Below are 19473 nucleotides of genomic sequence, written 5' to 3'. Positions count from 1 at the left end.
CAATCGCTGATCAAGTAACATCATGTAATCAAAACCCACTGTTGTCAGGATAGGCCTATCTTCACACCGACCTATTGAAGTAAGTATACAAGTCTCTGCATATTTCACTCAGTTACTCGCTTCACGGTTTGAGTTTTGGTTTGAAATAAAAAGAATACGATTAAACCAAGCATCACTAAAAATAAAAAATAATACGGAAATTCTTTGTGCCACTGGTATAAACCCGTACTAATCAGTGGCCCGACAACAAAACTCAAAGCCTGAGTGGCTGTACACCAACTTGCCACCTTAGTCTGTAACGCACTGGGCGCCGTTTGCGCTGCACCCGTTGTAAATGCAGGGATTAAACATGCTACCGATATACCATATAACAGGTACGTGGCTTGAAATATCCGTAATTCATTGGTGAAAACCGAAATCAGCAAGGCTACTGCCATGCTAAACAGCCCAACCCACAGTAAGCGATATACGGACCAATTTAAATACTTAGAAATCAGCGTTTGCATAATCACCAAAGCAATACCGACGACAAGAGAACATTCTGCAAAATGCACTGCGCCTTCTGCAGCAGTCATATTAAAGCGGTCTTGAATATAAAACCCGGCCGTTAAATTTACGGTCACGATGGCAAGATAGAGACTAAATCCCAACATTAACCATGGATAGCATTGCTGAATGCTCAAATCCGTAGATGCTGCCTCATGCTTTTCTGTCACTAGCTTTTCAACGCTATGCTGTTCGGTATGTCGGTCAAAGCTGAACACCAAGACCACAGAAATCAACGCTAAAATAATGATTGCTGCCCAAAGCGGCGTCATGATTCCACCAAAGCCCAGCAGCAAGGTGGTTAGAAATGGACCAATGATCACGCCTGCACTATTTAATGCACCGAATTTTGACATTGCTTGTGAACGCTGCTGCTCATTGCTAAAACGGGTCATCACATAAGTTTGCAAGGCAATCTGTGGCATCGCCATAAATACCCCAGTCGCTGCGCGTGACAACATCAATAAACTAAACAGCAGCAACATCCCTATATGAACAGTAAGGCCATACATCAACAGGGCTGTAAATAGCCCCCATGTCACTGCCATGCCCACAAAACCGATACTCAACAACTGATAAATCGAAAACTTGGATTGATTTTTTGAAATGTAAATGGCACCAACAGCCATCAGCAGCGCACCGACGGAAACCATCGCACCGCCTTGTAGTTCAGAAAATTTTAACTCACGAACCAATGGCGCCAACAGCGGCAATATCATCGAGAAACTTGCACCATTGGCAAGACTGGCAGCAATAAACAGTTTATTATTTCGATCCATTATTTTTGTTATCCATTTTTAATGGCTACGTTATAAACAATAGAGGTGACTTAAGCCACCTCTATTTTGTAAGTCACGATACCGTGCTTTAAACCTGATTCAGGCTTTAAATCAGTATTTCACCGTATAACTTAAACCGTAGGTGCGACCTTGAGCCGCTAGGCTAGAAATTGGGCCATAGACAGTTTCAACCGACTGACTGTATACCGACTTATAATCCGTATTCCACACGTTGTAGACACCAAAGCCCACATTACCCGGTCCTACTTTTGCATTGGCAATCACGTCCATCGTTGCAAAGCCTTTAATTGACGCTGCTGGAGCAGATCCATATTTCACAGCGTCTTTTTGGGCTTTGTCTGTACCGCCAATCGCTAAAGCTTGAACACGTAGGCTCATGTCATTATCAAATTGCCACTCTGAAAATGCTGTACCTTTTAAAGGTGCTACACGAATGGCATCCAATTCTTGCCAGTCACCTTGGGTATTTTTAAATTGGCCCGTGGTATATGCAACTGTGCCCCCAACCGTCCAATTTGGTTGAACTTCATAACTGGCATTGGCTTCGACACCATAGATACGTTCATCGGTATCAATAACATCAATGGTGTAATTCGGCGCACCAAATTTCAGGCTTTTATCTGAGTCATTATAAAAAGCCGTGACTCCTGCATTTAAACCACCGGCATTTTGTACACGCCAACCGAGTTCATAGTTATTGACTTTAATCGGGTCAATGGTTTGGCTATTAATCACAGAATTTGCCGGCACATCGCGCAGCATACGTTGCACATCGGGCAAGTTTGAACCTTGTGAGAAATTAGCAAACACTTGCTGTGCATCTGTTAAGTGATACACCGCGCCAACATTAAACAGCGTTGCATCATGTTTTACTTTGCCGCCATTCAGTGTTTTCGCCACATAACCTGGGGTTAAATCTGCAGTAATTGCTTCCATATAAGGCACAGATGAATCGACATCGCTTTCTACACGTTCATGGCGAATGCCTGCTTGTAAGCCAAGTCGGTCGGTTAATTCATATTGCGCTTGGGCAAATACGCCAAGTTTTTCTGTTTCAACATCTGGGCCAAAGGCATAGTAGTTAAACGGCTGATAACTCAAACCATTACTTTGAATAAACGTTGCGCTGTCATACATTTGGATATTTTGTTGATCTTTTTCATTTTCATAGTCCACACCATAGGTTAAACCCAGTTCACGACCATTTAAGTTAAGATCTTTTTGTAGAGCAACACGCGCGCCTAAAACATCGATATCGGTTTCTGACTGATACACCAAGAAGAGTTCAGGTGCCATTTGACGTGCAGATGGGAACCACCGTGCTTTTTCATTTCGATAATAGGTTTCAGCGTTTAGACGGTGGCCTAAAATATCTTGATTTTCATATTGTGCGTTGACGCTATAACGTTCAGTTTGTGGTTGTTCAGCAAGTTGTAAGCCTTTTACCGCATTTAATGACAACGGCAGCTTGCCACCCACGGGCTGTGAGCGCAGCGCATTTAAATTTGGACCATAGTCACTATCTTGCTCATCATTATAATATTGCGCGCCAAAACTCAGCGTTTGACCATCGGCAATTTTCCAACTGACACGACCATTTAGATCTAAAGTGTCGGTATCTTGACGGTCTGTTTGTGCAATTTCAGGTCCAATACGGTTGCCATGACTATCTTGTATTTCACCACGTTTGGTATAGCTTGCACCTAAAGTTCCGCGTAAATTGCCTTGATTAAAGTTCATGGTTTGTGCAGCTTCATAAGCCAGAGCATCAGACTTAAAGTTATTACCAGAAGTAACACCGACTTTCGTTTCAAAACTCAGCGGTTCAGATCCACCTCGTTTGGTGATGATATTGATAATACCGCCTGTCGCACCTGAACCATAAATACTACTTGCGCCAGAGACCACTTCAATTCGTTCAATCATCGACGGGCTAATACTCGCCAGTTGTCGAGATCCATCACGATATCCCGTTTGCGGCACACCATCGATCATGTATTGCACCACACGTCCACGCATGGTCATCCCATAGTTAGACGTTGTACCACTCGATGGAGTCAGTGATGGCACCAATAAACCAACAATATCAGCTGTGCTTTTACCTGCATTGGCTTGTTTTTCAATTTCTTCTTTAGGAATGCTGTACACCGTACCCGCAATATCTGCAATGCTTTTCGCAGAACGAGTTGCCGTCACAACAATCGGTGCCATTTTAGTAGCTACTGCAGTTTGTGTTTCAACTGCAGTATTTTGTGCTGTGTCCGTTGTGACGTCTTGTGCATAAAGCTGAGTGCAAATTGCAAGGCTGAGACACGTCAGTTGCATCGGTAGAGCTAAACGTTTCATATTCTTTTCCATTTCTTAGAGTTCCGATTGAGTCGGAAGTGTTTGAGTTTTAAAATTTTGTGTTTTTAAAACAATGCGCTGACTAATTAAGACGCTGATTACTGAGCCAATTGCCAATACCAAGTAAAAATGTCCATAGCCTAATGATTTTGCGAGAAAGCCTGAAAATGCACCGCTAATGAAGTAAACGAGCAATTCAAAGCACACTAATATGGTGAAATCGGTACCCGTCTGTTCTTTAGAACTGGTCTGCATGAAATAGGCATAGAGTGATGTCATGGCGATATAACGAATGGCTAGCATCAACACGACAAATAGACCTAAAAGCAGATGCCATTGATTCAACCACTCCAATACAACGGCTGCCCCAATGACGGCATATAGCAATGTACGTAACCATCCTGCCCAGACCAACAATTGCGTCGCTTTGATTTTTTTCAGCAATACAGCTGCACTAACAGCTGCAATCAGACCGACACCGGCACCGACCACAGACATCAACACCCCGATCTGAGACAGTGACCATTTTTGATCGATCAACATGGGATTCAGCATTGCCATAGCGGGTGCTTCCACCACGCGATAACAAACGATGAGCAGCAAGGCCCAACGAATCGCAGGTCGTTTAAACGCTTGTCGTAGGCTTGGTTTGGCTTTGGCAATTTGAGTTTGTGGTTCTTCTTGAATAAAAAACACAGCAAACATGGTTAAAAATGTCAGCAGCGCTAAAGTTGTGAGCGCTGACTGCCAACCCCAATATTGGTAAATCCATAAAGTTGCAGCGCCACCAAGCATGCTACCGACGGCCACCCCAATGCTCTGTGCCATACTGCCCAGACGGTAATTGCCTTCGGTAAATTTCTCTACGGTATAACCATCAATCGCAATATCTTGCGTTGCCGCAAACGTTGAAATCCATAAACCAACAATGACAAATAAAGTCAGCCCATAAGAAAACTGCGTAAAGGCTAAAACCAGTACCCCCAGTACCAATGCGATTTGCGTAAACAACAGCCATGTTTTACGTTTACCGAGTTTTTTGACATAGAGCTGATCGATCCAAGGCGCCCAAAAAAACTTGAATGCCCATGGAATATAAAGCAGCGATAACATGCCGATCCAGCGTAAATCTACCCCTTGATGTCGTAAAATGGCAGGCAAAGCCACATTGTAAAAATACAAAGGCAATGCATGTGCTAAGTACAAAATAATCACGACGCTCAAACTCAGGACTGAAATTTGAGATGGTGAAATTGCATGATTTAATTTTCTTGAGTGTTGTTGCATATCCACCTCTGCACTGCCCATTGCAGCGCATCAGACTGTTCTAATGAAACGTAATAAGGCACACGCCACGCTGCATGCAGCGCGGGTGTATTTAAACGTTTGAAGTCATCTGGATCTTGCGCAATACGCACCAGACCCAAACAATATTGAAAAAAGAGATGTTTAAACTTCTTGTACCAAACGGCCTGTATTTGCCGATATTCTTCAGGAAAAGTCGTTCCCTCAGCCGTTTGCATAACCAAAACAAAGGGCTGACTTTTCAGAAAAAAGCGCTCAACTTGAGTCAACCATTGTTCAAACTCTTCCACTGAAACATGCGCTGAAAAGCGCATGTCCAGTATGTGCATGTGGGTGCAGCGATAACTCATGACACCGCCTTAGCTAGTTGCTGATGCTGAAATGCCTTGGAGTCGTTTAAGTAATGACCAAATTTTGAATAAAATGTTTCTCTAAAGCAGTAATACAACATGGCGGTCTTTTCAGGCATTGGGATTAGGCGCTGCGCTTCATAGCACATGTCTTCAACTACGACGGCATAAGGCTTCACACTATGATCAGGCTCTCCCACAATCTTGGCTGATGCAGCATTTTCAAAGATATAAAAACTCAATAAACGCATGACGGGACGTAAATAGCCTTTACCAAAAACGGACTTTTCACCAAATAACAAATGCCAACCTAGATCAAGCTCATCACCGTCGTAGTACAAACCTAATCGATCCCGTTTTCCTTCGTAGATCTCTGTGTAGCCCACATCTTCACCATTTACCCCCACAATCAAAATTCGGTGATGATCATCTGCCAGCATTTTTTCGTAATACACTTTTAGTTCAGTTTCTGACTTATTGAGCTGCCACTGTGGAATAACATGCGGTTCATGCATCCATTTATGAACCAAAGCCATATCTTCTGGATATTGCATTTGTCGTAAGTAGTATTGCGTCTCATTCTCATGGTATTCATAAAAATCAGGTAGTTGTCGTGATAACGTTGTCATGATGTCGTCCTTTAAATTTGTTTAATCTTTTCTGTTCTTAGCTCAAAAATCTGTTTATGACGCAATACGATTAGTTGTCGTTTTCTGTTCGGCGGTATGCTGTTGTTTCGCCCACTGATTTAAAGTGCTTGGACTCACAGGGTTTGCAATAGGATCTAAAAATACAGGTACTGGTCGTTCTGCTTCGTCGTTATAACTGGTAGTAAACAGTCGAACACGGTTCAGACAAATTTTCTCGAAACGTGGACGGAACATACTGAATTTTTCAATACGATCTGCCAATTCAGGATGTGCCTGATGAAATTCGTCAATCACGGTGGAGATGGTTTGCCAAAACTCAAGTTCTGTATGCTGTGGATAATCTTCAAGGAAGACATTAGAGATATAGCGGTAATGCACCATGAACAAACCTGTAAAGATAAAGTGACTAAGTTCTTCAGCAGGATGGCGCAGTAAAATTTGCCCTTCAGTTGGTAAATTTTCGAGTTCAGGAAAATCTTCATCAACTAAATTGACATCATCAATAAAGTCCTTCAGCACCATTTTTTTCGGTAAGCCATTTTCATGGATCAACATGGTGTTTTCACCGTGGGGAGAAAAAGCCAAACCATATTTGTATAAACAAATCAGTAGCGGTGTTACACAAACTTCAGCAAAACGTTTCAGCCATTGCAAAGGGGTCAAACCTGAAGCCTCAATCAACACGGATAAAATAGACCGACCATTTATGTCTCGATGCAACAATGCTGCTTGGGAAAGTGCTAACTGGTGTTCACCAATACATGGCTCGACACTTTCACGCCATAAACAACCAAACAATTCTTTAAATTGGTAAGGCGCACCGTCTATCTGATCAAAACATGGCTGTTGCAAAGTTAAACTTGCAACTTCACCCAAAAATGCTACCTGTGTTTTTTGCAGGTCTACATCATGATGTTGAATGTCCTTCAGCCAAGCGGTCACCGCAGGTGCAGCTAAATTTCGTTTTGAAGGCAAACCTCGATATACCGCCGTATTAAAGATACTGACAGGTAACTTTACATAATGACGTTCAGGATGACTGGTATTGCATAAAGTACGAATTGATTGCATTGGCGCATAGTCATCTTGTCCAATGTCCAGCTCTACAATGCGCTGATCGACGATTTCATTGGCATAGGTCGGGATTAACCACTGATGCCATTGCCATGCATGTACAGGAATAAAGAAATACTCAGCAGCATTTAAGGCGTTGTCCGCCAATTGCTGTTGAAAATCGTGTAATTGCGCAGAATTCAATTCATGGCGATATAAGCTTTTCGCATACCAAGCCTCGGTCGAACGAAACTCAGCTAAATCACGATGAACAGCTAACCACAGAACTTTGACCGTTGGAGAAATCTCTGGTGCTGAGCTTAAATAATCATCATAGCCAAAGCCCATACGCCCCTTACTCATAATGAGCCATGGGTGTCCACGTAACATGCCTTCAATTTGATAGTGTGGCGCTGACAGCACAGCCTGACTCAGCAATCTTTGCTCATCAAAAACATGTGCTTCAGCCAACCATGTATTGTTCATTTCTTTAATCAAATAGGCCTTGGTAAAAGGTTTCACTTCAGCTTGATTTGAAAAGGCACGAATAAATTCATGTAGATTCCATGCGGGCTGTGCTGTCGAATCACCTAAATCTCGAACACTCCCTTCAACTATACGCCAATGCCCAAGCAGAAACTGAGTCGCTTCAAATTGATACGTTTTATCATCCAGATTGAGTTGCCAAGTGTTATTTTCCACTGGCTGAATTTGAATAATTTCTTCATATAAAAATTCAGCAATCGCCATTTCAATCAGTCTTTGCCCTGCACGGCGCCACTGCGTTTGATTTATCTGTAATTTTGCAAATGTCATTATAATTTCTCGAGTTTAACCGCATTCTGTTCTTGCTTATTCGGCATTGTTGTATTGCGGTTCATTGCATAGTTGGCAATGGTTTTTTTTACGGAAAATGGTCTTTGGATATTGGTTGGCGCTGATTTCTTTACAATGCCCATACTGTGCATTTCAGCATTTTCACTGGGTGAAAAATGTTGGAAACTTTGCGCTTGATCACCTAAATCGTATAAGTCAAAACCCAATAATTGATTGGCAATGATCGCTGCACGGTGAGCACCCAACCCTAAATCAGGAGTCCCGACACCGTGACTGTGCATTTCCTGATTTTGAACAAAGATCTCCCCAACAGCGTCATGCTGTACGCGGTAGTCCTGACTGATTTTCCAGCGACCGAATTCATCACATTGAATCAGTGGTTTTAGATATTTGAGATATTGCCACTCTGGACTGTGATATCCCGTTGAAGCCACGACAAAGTCCGCATCTAGATAGAATTGTTCTGCCGTGACTTTATGCTGAAACTGCAAACGGATGCCCGCACCATGAGGCTCGGCATCGACCAAACCCACCTGAGCATGTAAATGCGTCTGTTGAATATTTTGACCAATACTCCGGTGATATAGTTTTTGGTAAATATCACGGATGGTTTTTGCACTGATGCCCTTATATAACAAACCTTGTTGTTTCAGTTGTTCGGCTTTATTTTCAGGACTTAGTTGATAAAAGTGCGTAGTATAATCCGGACTAAAATGCTCTAAACCCAGCGGCGCATATTCCATCGGGAAAAAACCATTAGAACGGGTCAGCCAATGCAATTTAAACTGCGCTGTTGTCGTCTGATCCTGCAAATATTGACGATCAAACAGATCCATAAAGACTTCGGCCGAAGACTGGCCTGATCCCAGTACAACCACATTCCCTTTCATGTGATTTAACGCTGCATTGCAATAATTTGCAGAATGTAAGCAACGCTCTGGATATTGCTGTTGAATGTCTTTTAGACACTGTGGTAAATGCGGAACATTCCCCGAACCAATGACCAAATTTCGGCATTGATAACGTCTAAAACGTCCATCTTGTTCAACCATGACTTCAAAGCCTTGCTCTTGGGCATAAATGGCTTTTACGGTTGATTGATATTGAATATGCTCTAGTTGGTCTGCAACCCATTGACAATAATGGTTATATTCACGTCTAGGAATCTGAGCTTGTTCTAAAAAATAGAATTTGTATAAACGCTGCTGCGCCTTTAAGTAATTTAAAAAACTAAAAGGACTGGTTGGATCGACCATGGAAACCAGATCGGCCATAAACGGCACTTGCAGTACTGTATTGGGCAATTGCATACCCGCATGCCAGTCGAACTGTGGTTTCTTTTCAAAAAATTGATACTGCAAATGATTTTGCTTATGTAGCAAACTCGCCAAACTAAGGTTAAATGGCCCTAAGCCTATCCCAATAAAATCAAGCATATTGCACATCCTTCTGTTCCACACATAAAGGATTTGGCAACTGTACATAAACCGATTGCTGATCGACTGGGGCAATTAATTCATCCAGCTCATACAAGCGCGTCAACAGATTGCCCTTATACGGCAAGGTTGGCTGATACAATAATGAATGAATCAATGAACTCTCTGGATAAACCTGATGTAAGTCCAACAGTTCATTTTGCAATATCGATATCAACACTTGCTCTGTAACATATCCAGTTGCACCAATTGCATTGATGATTCCAAATAAAGTATTGCCAAAGAAATAATAGCTAAAGCGCTCATCGACAAAGGCTTTTGAACCCACGGCATGCGCTTTTTCTTGCAACTCTGGAAACGCGCTTAAGATTTCACCTGCAAGTTCTTCAATATAGTAAAAGCCTTGATTGTCACGCAGCCATAGATATTTAGGCATTGCATGTTCCAGCTCAAGTAAGACATTTTGCTGATGTGATTCAAAGGCCATTCCGTATTGGTGATACAAATACATCAATGGTTTTAGACTGATAGCTAAGAATTGTTTAAACCAATTGATCGCAATGGCGCTTTGATCAAGTTCAGGTTGTTGTTTTGCGATTTGTTCAAATAAGGCATTAAAACGGTTTTTAGGCTGTGCAGGATGATCTTGGCACAATGACGAAATACAGCTCACCTGCTGCTTTTCCCTGAAAGGCTGATCACGGAAGATGCAAATAGTTTCATCGACGATTTCATCATCTATGCTCAATGCCATCCAAGCAGGATCATTCACCGCTTTGAGCGTTGGGCATTGTTTTAAAATACGTTCACCAAGACTTGAATGCCAAAGTCGATGGGTCATTTCACCACGGTGGCATTCTTTGGCAAGATTGACTCGGATTGAATTGGTGATCATTACCGATAGCGATGGTTTCAACATCCACGGTGCTGCAAAACTTGCTAGTGTACGTACCGAAGTTGTTGGGGAAAATACCCAACCTTTCTCGCCAAAATCGATAATTTTTAATTTGGTTTTTAAACTTTTAAACCATGCTTTTGACTGTAAATAACGTGCTTGCCAAGGATGCAAAGGCAATAACTTATAATGCGAATAAGCATTCAGTAGTGCTTGATCTGTTTCTGATAAATGCCATTGCAATTCACTTTTCAATTGCGCTGATATAGATTGATCTAAAGCTGAACCTTCTTGAATATATTCTGGAGCTACCAACCAATAATGCAGTTGGCTTAGACCTTTGGCTTCTGGCGAATACCTTTCCCAATCTTCATGCACAAAACCAACCCGACTTTTCGGTGCAGGATGCATGCTGTGCCCTAAAATTAAAGCTTGTTCCGATTCAATGAAACTTTGTTCCGCTTGGACCAAAGCCTCAAAATCATGTTCACGTAGTGTCAAAAATTGAATAAGCGCTTCACGACTTTCGATCCAACGCTCCAATAATGATGAAGCATCCAGTGTATGACCTGACTCTTGTACGAGCTGTTCAAGTAATAAACTCGCGATCGCGGTGATACTAAATGACTGTTTCTGTCCCTTGTTAAAGACGTGTGGGAGATCTGCAAGACGATGTCTACCAACAAGGCTGACATAAGATAGTGGTACAAATAACTGTGATTGAATGCAATCTAAAGGGATGCATAACAACGTCAAGCCTTGGCTAAACGTCAATTGTGATGAATTCTGTTGATACTTTTCCAGCAAAATACCTTTACCGGTTTCTTGTGAGTATGCATTGACAAGATGCTGCATCGCCAAGCGATTAGCAAGCTCTTTCATCTGACCATATCCTCTATTTTTAAGCTTTTCCAAGCTTTGTCATGTAATTATGTTTCTTTAACTGTGCAAGTCATGCTTAGTACGCTGGCCAGCGTGAAACTATGTTAATGATAATCATTATTGTTAATAATTGCATTTATGTGAAGATTTGCTACAGGATTGCAAATTTGGTCTTATCTCTATGTATTTAAAAATTAATTTTTTTGATATGAACTTTTCTGTTTTTATTTATACAATTTTTTGATATGGAACTAAATGATAATTTTCTCATTTAGCATAGAACAAATAAATCATGTTGCTTATTTTTTAGCCATATTATCACATTGTGCAACTTAAACTAAAAACCCATGTCTTTTACATGGGTTTTTATATTCTGCTTTGAACCAAGCTTTTATTTAAATCAAAGAACGAAATGTGCAGTTAAATTTTAATCATTGAAGACTTTACTGGCATCATACTGATCATGCATCTTTATTGACTATAAGCATGTATTTCATAACAAACACCTACTGATTTCTGATCCATATCTTCTATTCAGACTGGTTATACAGCATGAATTATGTACTCCAACGATTGGGTTGAAATCAATCAATTGATTTAACAACCCAATCCAAAAACTTGTGCTTATCAAAAAAGTCTGGCGCAGCATTCGCAAATACACTTTTTTCTCTGTTGTTAAATATTCCTTTGTAATAAAAAGACCTATCTGCGGTAAATTTTGACTCATCCCCTTCATGTAATTCTTTAAAGAAAATCGATAACTGCATAAATCGACTTTTAGATGCTAAACCATGTTTTTCTAATACAAAATTATAGATTTGCTCAATAATCGCTTTAGTATTTGAATAAGGCATTTTGTTGTCTCTTTATTAGATCGCTCTTTCAAATTACAGCTTTTAAATTAAAATACAACTGTTTTAGTCGGATTTTAAATACCTATTTTTTTATAAGTATTTTTATAATTAAACACCTTTAAGTGCTATTAGTGAATCAACCTCTAAACATGAAGTTTTACTAAATTCTACTTCTGCGACTACATACATTTTCGTTATTCAAAGCTAAAAATAAACCCACATTTGGCGAGCATTTTGTACTAACTGAATTAAGACAATTTCGTCCACTATTACAGAAACATCTTAGATACCCTGATCTAGGTCTAATTCTCAATTTGCACTTCTAACTTTGCTTTAATACTATTCACCTAAGCACTTAAAAAAGCATATAAGCGGATCCAAGAAACATTACATATGAAATTTAACTTCAGTTTTGATATAGCCCTCTTTACAACAATATTTACTATTTACTTATTTGTTTGCGGTTACTTTTACTACGATGGTTTAATCAGCTACTACGGATTTAATCAAGTTTCACTTGGCATATCTATTCAAGACTATCTAATGTATGGATGGGTAAACGGTATGTCAGGGCTAGTAGTAGGCTTCTTAATACTTTTACTCGCTGCTTTGGTACATACTGTCTACCAAAATAATTTATATGAAGTGATGATAAAATTTATATTTGTCTTTATTACATTTATCCTTCTCTTTATTTTCAACCTGATTTTTAAAAGGATCTTAGTAAAATTGTGGCAAATTTTACTAACTATTTTTATCTATACCATTAATAGCAAAATACAAAAACCTTTATCAATTGTAGGCTTATTTTGGATTTCTCTTGGGCAATTTACGCTCAATATCATAAAACCTGCAGCTAAAGACGCCATTGATTCATCAGAGAAATTTCATAATTTTGAAGTCATAGAACACAGTGAAAAAATTGATAAAATTGTTCAAAGTGGTGGAATTTACTATGCATATTTAGTTGGTTTTTATATTTTATTTTTCACATTTACTTTTTATGTTATTAGTATTGGTAAAGATGCCCGTAAAGAAGCTGAAAATGAATTTAATAGCACAAAACATAATCAAATTATCATTGACGATGCCCTCATTACTGATTGGCTCGAAGCTAAAAAACTAACTATTACATATCCAGCTAAAGCTAAAGTTATCCATTGTGGCACGCAAAAATGTCTAATTGCCCTGCATACATCAAATTTAAAAGATGCGAATGGGCTCACTTTAAATACAAAACAAAACTACTTAATAAAGCTTGTAAACACTGAAAGTTATGTTGAATTAAAATAAAGTTATCTCTCGTGATTTTGTGCATAATTAATAAACTTGCACCTGAAATATTATGCAGAAAAATAAGTATCGAACATTTAATCAACACCCCAGACAGCAGCTGAAAATCTAATAGTAAAAGTTGTAATTATCATCAACCAAAATTTTTCGGCTGTTCCGAGATAACTAAATTTTCGCTTAAAAGAGAAGATGAGTTGTGATTATATTCCTAAGCATCTCTTCCGTACACTTGATGCATCATCGAACCACAAAGCCGCTCTATGCGGCTTTTGTTATTTTATAGATTTTGAAGTGGAAGGTATTCCCTCTAAATTCACTTAAATTTAAGTAGTCAAAAACCACATTTAATCATCAATCACATCAGCAAAGTTTGCACCCAAAACTTTTGCTAAATCTTCGGGTTTTAAACCAATATCCAAACCACGCTTACCACCACTGACATAGATTTTAGCTAAGTTCTGTGCGGAAGCATCGATCACAGTTTTTAAGCGTTTTTTCTGTCCAACTGGACTAATACCACCAACCAAATAACCAGTTAAACGCTCTGCATCTTTTGGATCGGCCATTTTGAGTTTTTTACAGCCAAATGCTGTGGCCACTTTTTTCAAATTCAGCTGATATTCCACTGGCAATACGGCAACAAAGTAATTTTTATCGTCCGTAACCATCAATGTTTTAAATACTTCATCGACCGTTAAGCCTAGTTTTTCCGCAGCTTCTAAACCAAAACTTTTTGCTTCTGGGTCATGATCATATTCATGAATGGTAAAGTCGATTTTATTAGATTTTAAGAGTTTACATGCAGGTGTCATTGCTTTTTCGTCATTCCATTCGGACAACTAGGAAAACTCGATTATAAGCCTATTCTAGAAAGACTGGCGAAGACTTTTATATTTTTCATGAACATGGCTTGTGCAATAAGTTCGAGTTGAATACATTTAAACAAAGCAAAAATTTCAAAAAAAGATGACAACACTGATTCAAGACCTCATCCAATTATTATCTGTAGTGCCCAAAGAGCAGGGCTACTTTTTAGCACAAAGTAAACCACTGTTTGGTGACCATATTTTTGGTGGACAATTACTTGCTCAGAGCATAGTCAGTGCATCCTATACCTGTACACTCCCACTCCACTCTTTACATGCCAACTTTACTTCTGCGGGTCATGCAAATCATCCCGTATTATTTAAAGTCGAAAATTTACGTGATAGCCATAGTTTTTCTACACGACAAGTGACCGCCATACAGCATGGCAAACCAATATATATGGTGATGTTGTCCTATATGAAAAACGAAATGGGTATGCAGTATCAAATACCTGAACCAGATTTGATCCAACAATTTCCACCAAGTAGCCTCAAAGAGGAGCAATTCTATAAAGCGCAAATCCAATCATCTATTTCACCTGAATATCTATCCACATTTTTACAGCCTTTTCAGCTTATATCTAAACCAATTGAATACGTGCTGACAGATTTGCCACCGTCCGGTCAAGCTTCTGTCTTAAATCAAAATCAATATGCAGAATATTTAAAACTCCATGATGCCTTAGATGCCCAATTTGACCAACTTCATATACATCAGGCCATTGCAGCATACTATTCAGACTATAATTTATATTCTGCGGCGCTCAAAACACATGGTTTAAATTATCTGTCTCCTGAACTCATCGCAACCAGCCTTGATCATTCGATGTATTTTCATCATACCTTTCGGGTGGATGATTGGATTTTCTATGACATGAATACCACTCGAACCTCGCAATCACGTGGGCTTAGTCATGGGCAAATGTGGCAAGATGGAAAATTAGTCGCAAGCACCACACAAGAAAATTTAATGCGTTATACAGGCGAATCGTCAGCCTTGTGACAATCTTTAACATTCAAATTCTTGTTAAGTTAAGCATCAATCGTATAAAATTCATGCAAATCATACCGCTATAACAATAATATGCCTTCGATCTACCAGCTTAAGCCTGCATTTCAAAACCTGCTTCGACCTTTGGTTAAATCACTTCATCATCTTGGTATTACAGCAAATCAAGTAACACTACTGGCAATGTTCATTTCGCTAGCTGTGGCATTTTTTATTTATATCTATTTTTCTCACAACGGTATTGGCATTTTACTGTTGATTTTCCCCGTGTGGATGCTTATTCGAATGGGCTTCAATGCCATAGATGGCATGCTGGCACGTGAGTTCAACCAACAATCCAAACTCGGTGCTTTTTATAATGAATTATGTGATGTGATTTCCGACTCAGCACTCTATTTTAGTTTAATTTGTTTTGCTTTTATTCAAGCTGAATTACTTATTTTAACCTGTTTTCTCGCCATACTTGCCGAATATACCGGTGTGATGGCGCCATTAGTGGGGCAAGAACGTCGTTACGATGGTCCAATGGGAAAAAGTGACCGCGCTTTTGTATTTAGCATCATCTGCGTCATCATCGTGACCTCTTCTATATTGAATGTTGGCTTAAATACATTGTCTCTTATCTGCAATAGTATTTTGATTATTACCATCTTTTTATTATTTATTACGATTTATAACCGCATTAAAAATAGCATTATCAACCCACAATAAATTTCAGTTTAGATCGTCAGTCGATTCATTATTTTGAGAACAACACAATGTATAACAATACTCAGCATACCTTTACGAGCCATGATGGAACATCCTTGTTTTATCAACATTGGGAAAATAGCAGTTTAAAAAGCAACCGTAAGAAAAAAGCGGTGATCTTATTTCATCGTGGCCATGAACATTCGGGACGAATGGCGCATTTGGTCAATGAATTGAATTTGCCTGATTTTGATTTTTTCGCTTGGGATGCGCGAGGTCACGGTAATACTCCTGGTGAACGAGGAGATGCACCGAGCTTTTCTGCATGCGTTCAAGACATTCAATATTTTGTTCAGCATATAGAACAAAATTACCAAATTCGATCAGAAAATATAGCAATTGTAGCTCAAAGCGTTGGCGCTGTTTTAGCCGCGACATGGGTGCATGATTATGCCCCTAAAATTCGTGCTTTATGCCTTGCCTCGCCTGCATTTGACATCAAACTCTATGTGCCTTTTGCAAAACCTGGCTTAACACTTCTCAATAAATTCGCTGGCAACTTTTTTATTAATAGTTATGTCAAAGCCAAAATGCTGACGCACGATACTGCACGTGCGCAGAGTTATGACACTGACCCGCAAATCGCTCGGGCCATATCGGTCCGTATGCTGCTGGGTCTATATGCAGCCTCAGATCGAATCGTTAAAGATGCACAAAATATTTTTGTTCCTACTCAAGTCTTATGTTCAGGATCTGACTTCGTGGTGCATCAAAAACCGCAATTGGCGTTTTATCAAAAACTCCCTCATCCATTGAAGGAATTTCACGTCTTAGATGGTTTTTATCATGATACTTTGGGTGAAAAACATCGCAAAATCGCCACAGATAAAATCTATCGCTTTATTCAACAATGTTTTAAACAACCCTATTCCGCACCTAAACTTTTAGATGCCGATAAAATTGGCCCGAGCTGTGCTGTAGCAGAAACCTTAAGTTCAACGCTTCCAAAACATTCTTTAAAACATGCATTTTGGAGCTTAACCAAACAAAATCTTAAAATTGGTAGTCTCTTTTCCAAGGGTTTAAAAATTGGTGAAGAGACAGGATATGACTCCGGCAGTACCTTAGATTTTGTCTATCGAGATCAATCAGAAAGCCAAAATGCACTGGGTAAAATCATCGATCGACAATATTTAAATGCGATTGGTTGGCGTGGTATTCGCGTTAGAAAACAAAATATTGAAGCGCTATTAACGAAATATGCTTCTAAGTTAAATGATGCCCAACACGCGGTACGGATTATGGATATTGCTGCAGGCCATGGCCGATATATTTTAGATGCTGTACAAAAACTGCCTCAACAGCCTGAATCCATCCTGCTTAGAGACTATAGCTCGATCAATGTACAAGCAGGTCAAGCAATGATTGAGCAAAGAGGTTTAAGCCAGATTGCCAATTTTGTAGAAGCGGATGCCTTTGATGCCACTTCATTAGCCAGTGTTGAACCTAAACCCACTCTAGCCGTGGTCTCAGGTTTATACGAATTATTTAGTGATAATGATTTACTCAGACAGTCCTTATCCGGCTTATGTCAGGCCATTGAGAAAGATGGGTATCTCATCTACACAGGTCAAATTTGGCATCCGCAACAAGAGTTTATTGCCCGTGCTCTGACCTCACATCGCCAAGGAGATGCATGGGTGATGCGTTTACGCTCACAAGCAGAAATGGATGCATTAGTTGAGCAAGCTGGTTTCAAAAAAATCGATCAAGTTATTGATGAGTTTGGTATTTTCACCGTTTCCGTTGCACAAAAAATTTAAGCTTGGACGGTCAATCTTATGCATAAACTGGATACTGAAAAAGGAACTTGGAAATACGGCCTACTGTGTTTGGCATTTCTGGCACCTTTTTTCTTCTTAAGTTATGGTTTTGCCAATCAATACGCTGCGGGCTTAGCTTCCGTACCTGTTATCGTCTTTGAATGGGAAAAATATATTCCACTTTGGCCATGGAGTATTGTGCCGTATTGGTCGATTGATCTGTTCTATGGTTTGTCTTTATTACTTTGTTGGAATAAGTTTGAATTAAAACAACATGTACTGCGACTATTTTCGGCACAAATCCTTTCAATCAGCTGCTTTTTACTTTTCCCGCTACGTTTTAGCTTTGAGCGCCCCGAACTCACAGGTTTTTTCGGGCTGTGGTTTGATGTCTTGATGGGCTTTGATAAACCGTTTAATCAAGCACCCTCTCTGCATATTGTGCTACTGGTGATACTTTGGGATTTTTTCCGTCGGCATAGCACAGGTAAGCTAAAATATCTGGTAGATGGTTGGTCCTTTTTGATTGGTCTCTCAGTTCTAACCACTTGGCAGCACCATTTTATAGATATTCCAACAGGTTTATTGGTCGGTGCCTTATGTTTATGGCTATTCCCGATGGCTGGCTCTGCGCCATGGGTTCAAAATAAACAAAGTCGGCTAAGCTTAAAGCACATTAAAATCGGCATCCTTTATCTGTTTGCTGCCTTATTGTGTAGCGCAATCGCACATGCAAAAGGTTGGTGGCTTTGGCTGCTCTATCCTGCAAGCAGTCTGCTTTTAGTTTCGTTTGCATATTTATTCAATCGTCCCCATTTTTTTCAAAAACTCAGTCATGGTGATATGACCATTGCTGCAAAAATATTGTTTGCGCCTTACTTTGTATTTGCTTGGATCAATAGCCGAATCTGGACCTATCGCCATCCTGAAGATTCTAAAATCATCAAAATCAATCAGAGTTATATTTATTTAGGTCGCTATCCGTCCAAACACGTCATGCAGCAATATGATGCTTTACTCGATTGTTGCGCAGAATTACCCACTTATCCAAAATGCTCCTATGCTCAAAACTTGAGTTTAGACCTGATTCCTTTACAGGCCAATCAGCTACATAATGCTGTAGAGTCTTTAGAACTATTCTTGAAATCTAATAACAATGATGAAGCACAAAACATCTTGGTCTTCTGTGCTTTGGGATATTCACGAAGTAGTGCTGTAGTTGCTGCATTATTATTGAAACAACATCCTGAATATTCAGTCGAAGATGTTTTACGGATTATTCGCCATAACCGTCCTTGGGTTGTGCTTAAAACACCGCAAATAAAACATTTAAATACTTATCGTTTAAAACTTAAAGGACTTGCACCATGAATTTACAACTTGTGGTGCTATCAAAGTTGTTGCAATCCACCACTGGATTGCTCATTTCAGCTTATGTAGCAGCGATCCTCACGCTCTGGCTCATTATCCAGTTTGGTAATGTGATGCTATTCGATTTGCTATATATATTAATTTGTCTAGTTTTGCTCGGAATACAACATTATTTAAGCCTGAGAATCAAATTTGATTCGGCACTTTTAGCCACTGTCGCTGAATACAGCCAAACTCAAAACCTTGAACAAACCACCAAGGAGCTGGACTTAAGTTTAATCAACTTAAAATTAATGCCTGCAAATAAATGTGGTCGCGCATGGGAGCTGCGTGAATTAGGTTGTCTGGCTTTATTTAAATGGCAGATCTTTGTGCTTTGCTTGCAATACATCGCATTCATCTGCATATTTTTACTGTATAAATAATTCACAATAATTTGAAACCATGCCAAATCCATTAGACACTTC

At 39.6% G+C, this 19473-nt stretch carries 16 protein-coding genes; 6 read left to right on the top strand and 10 right to left on the bottom strand.

Annotation, left to right across the window (positions count from 1 at the left end; translation table 11 throughout):
* Window positions 1-104 precede the first annotated feature (104 nt).
* The 9 genes from FTU79_RS08250 to FTU79_RS08210 form a co-directional block, all read right to left on the bottom strand.
* Complete coding sequence (locus tag FTU79_RS08250; RefSeq protein ID WP_168378656.1) at window positions 105-1325, bottom strand: MFS transporter; 1221 nt, start codon at window positions 1323-1325, stop codon at window positions 105-107.
* Window positions 1326-1436: 111 nt separating this feature from the next.
* The gene (locus tag FTU79_RS08245) at window positions 1437-3692 is read right to left on the bottom strand and encodes a TonB-dependent receptor (RefSeq protein WP_180049610.1); all 2256 of its coding nucleotides are present in this window, start codon (window positions 3690-3692) and stop codon (window positions 1437-1439) included.
* 15 nt (window positions 3693-3707) lie between these two features.
* Window positions 3708-4979: an MFS transporter gene (locus tag FTU79_RS08240; protein ID WP_257224277.1), complete on the bottom strand. Its 1272-nt coding sequence runs from the start codon at window positions 4977-4979 to the stop codon at window positions 3708-3710.
* Entirely contained in the window at window positions 4955-5347 is a 393-nt protein-coding gene (locus tag FTU79_RS08235; protein WP_078190999.1) for a hypothetical protein, read from the bottom strand. The genes FTU79_RS08240 and FTU79_RS08235 overlap by 25 nt, the downstream gene beginning before the upstream one ends.
* The gene (locus FTU79_RS08230; protein WP_168378659.1) at window positions 5344-5976 is read right to left on the bottom strand and encodes a GNAT family N-acetyltransferase; all 633 of its coding nucleotides are present in this window, start codon (window positions 5974-5976) and stop codon (window positions 5344-5346) included. The genes FTU79_RS08235 and FTU79_RS08230 overlap by 4 nt, the downstream gene beginning before the upstream one ends.
* Window positions 5977-6030: 54 nt before the next feature.
* Window positions 6031-7866: an IucA/IucC family siderophore biosynthesis protein gene (locus tag FTU79_RS08225; protein ID WP_180007861.1), complete on the bottom strand. Its 1836-nt coding sequence runs from the start codon at window positions 7864-7866 to the stop codon at window positions 6031-6033.
* Window positions 7866-9323, bottom strand: a complete 1458-nt coding sequence (locus FTU79_RS08220) for a lysine N(6)-hydroxylase/L-ornithine N(5)-oxygenase family protein (RefSeq protein ID WP_180007862.1) — start codon at window positions 9321-9323, stop codon at window positions 7866-7868. The genes FTU79_RS08225 and FTU79_RS08220 overlap by 1 nt, the downstream gene beginning before the upstream one ends.
* The gene (locus tag FTU79_RS08215; RefSeq protein WP_180049606.1) at window positions 9316-11100 is read right to left on the bottom strand and encodes an IucA/IucC family siderophore biosynthesis protein; all 1785 of its coding nucleotides are present in this window, start codon (window positions 11098-11100) and stop codon (window positions 9316-9318) included. Before FTU79_RS08215 ends, FTU79_RS08220 begins: the two co-directional genes overlap by 8 nt.
* Before the next feature lie 584 nt (window positions 11101-11684).
* Window positions 11685-11954, bottom strand: coding sequence for a hypothetical protein (locus FTU79_RS08210; RefSeq protein WP_168378663.1), 270 nt, complete (start codon window positions 11952-11954; stop codon window positions 11685-11687).
* A 393-nt stretch (window positions 11955-12347) separates the two neighbouring features.
* Here FTU79_RS08210 and FTU79_RS08205 point away from each other — a divergent pair, with 393 nt between their 5' ends.
* Window positions 12348-13247 carry a hypothetical protein gene (locus FTU79_RS08205; protein WP_180007864.1) on the top strand — a complete coding sequence of 300 codons (900 nt, stop codon included), beginning with the start codon at window positions 12348-12350 and terminating at the stop codon, window positions 13245-13247.
* A gap of 344 nt (window positions 13248-13591) precedes the next feature.
* Here the strand turns inward: FTU79_RS08205 and ybaK are convergent, their stop codons facing one another.
* Window positions 13592-14059, bottom strand: a complete 468-nt coding sequence (ybaK, locus tag FTU79_RS08200) for a Cys-tRNA(Pro) deacylase (protein ID WP_180007875.1) — start codon at window positions 14057-14059, stop codon at window positions 13592-13594.
* Window positions 14060-14213: 154 nt separating this feature from the next.
* Here ybaK and FTU79_RS08195 point away from each other — a divergent pair, with 154 nt between their 5' ends.
* The 5 genes from FTU79_RS08195 to FTU79_RS08175 all read left to right on the top strand — a co-directional run bounded on the left by FTU79_RS08195 (window position 14214) and on the right by FTU79_RS08175 (window position 19431).
* Window positions 14214-15116, top strand: coding sequence for an acyl-CoA thioesterase II (locus tag FTU79_RS08195; RefSeq protein ID WP_180049604.1), 903 nt, complete (start codon window positions 14214-14216; stop codon window positions 15114-15116).
* An 81-nt stretch (window positions 15117-15197) separates the two neighbouring features.
* Window positions 15198-15833, top strand: a complete 636-nt coding sequence (locus tag FTU79_RS08190; RefSeq protein WP_168378667.1) for a CDP-alcohol phosphatidyltransferase family protein — start codon at window positions 15198-15200, stop codon at window positions 15831-15833.
* A 47-nt stretch (window positions 15834-15880) separates the two neighbouring features.
* Window positions 15881-17635, top strand: a complete 1755-nt coding sequence (locus FTU79_RS08185) for a bifunctional alpha/beta hydrolase/class I SAM-dependent methyltransferase (protein WP_180049602.1) — start codon at window positions 15881-15883, stop codon at window positions 17633-17635.
* Between the two features lie 18 nt (window positions 17636-17653).
* Complete coding sequence (locus FTU79_RS08180; RefSeq protein ID WP_180007867.1) at window positions 17654-19006, top strand: phosphatase PAP2 family protein; 1353 nt, start codon at window positions 17654-17656, stop codon at window positions 19004-19006.
* Window positions 19003-19431 (top strand): hypothetical protein, encoded by a 429-nt coding sequence (locus FTU79_RS08175; RefSeq protein ID WP_180007868.1) that lies wholly within the window; start codon window positions 19003-19005, stop codon window positions 19429-19431. Before FTU79_RS08180 ends, FTU79_RS08175 begins: the two co-directional genes overlap by 4 nt.
* Window positions 19432-19473 lie beyond the last annotated feature (42 nt).

Origin of the sequence: Acinetobacter sp. YH12144, assembly GCF_013418345.1 — a bacterium.
Taxonomy (GTDB): Bacteria; Pseudomonadota; Gammaproteobacteria; order Pseudomonadales; family Moraxellaceae; genus Acinetobacter; species Acinetobacter amyesii.
The sequence above is the reverse complement of the archived record's forward strand: the minus strand, read 5'-3'. Positions and strand labels throughout refer to the sequence as shown.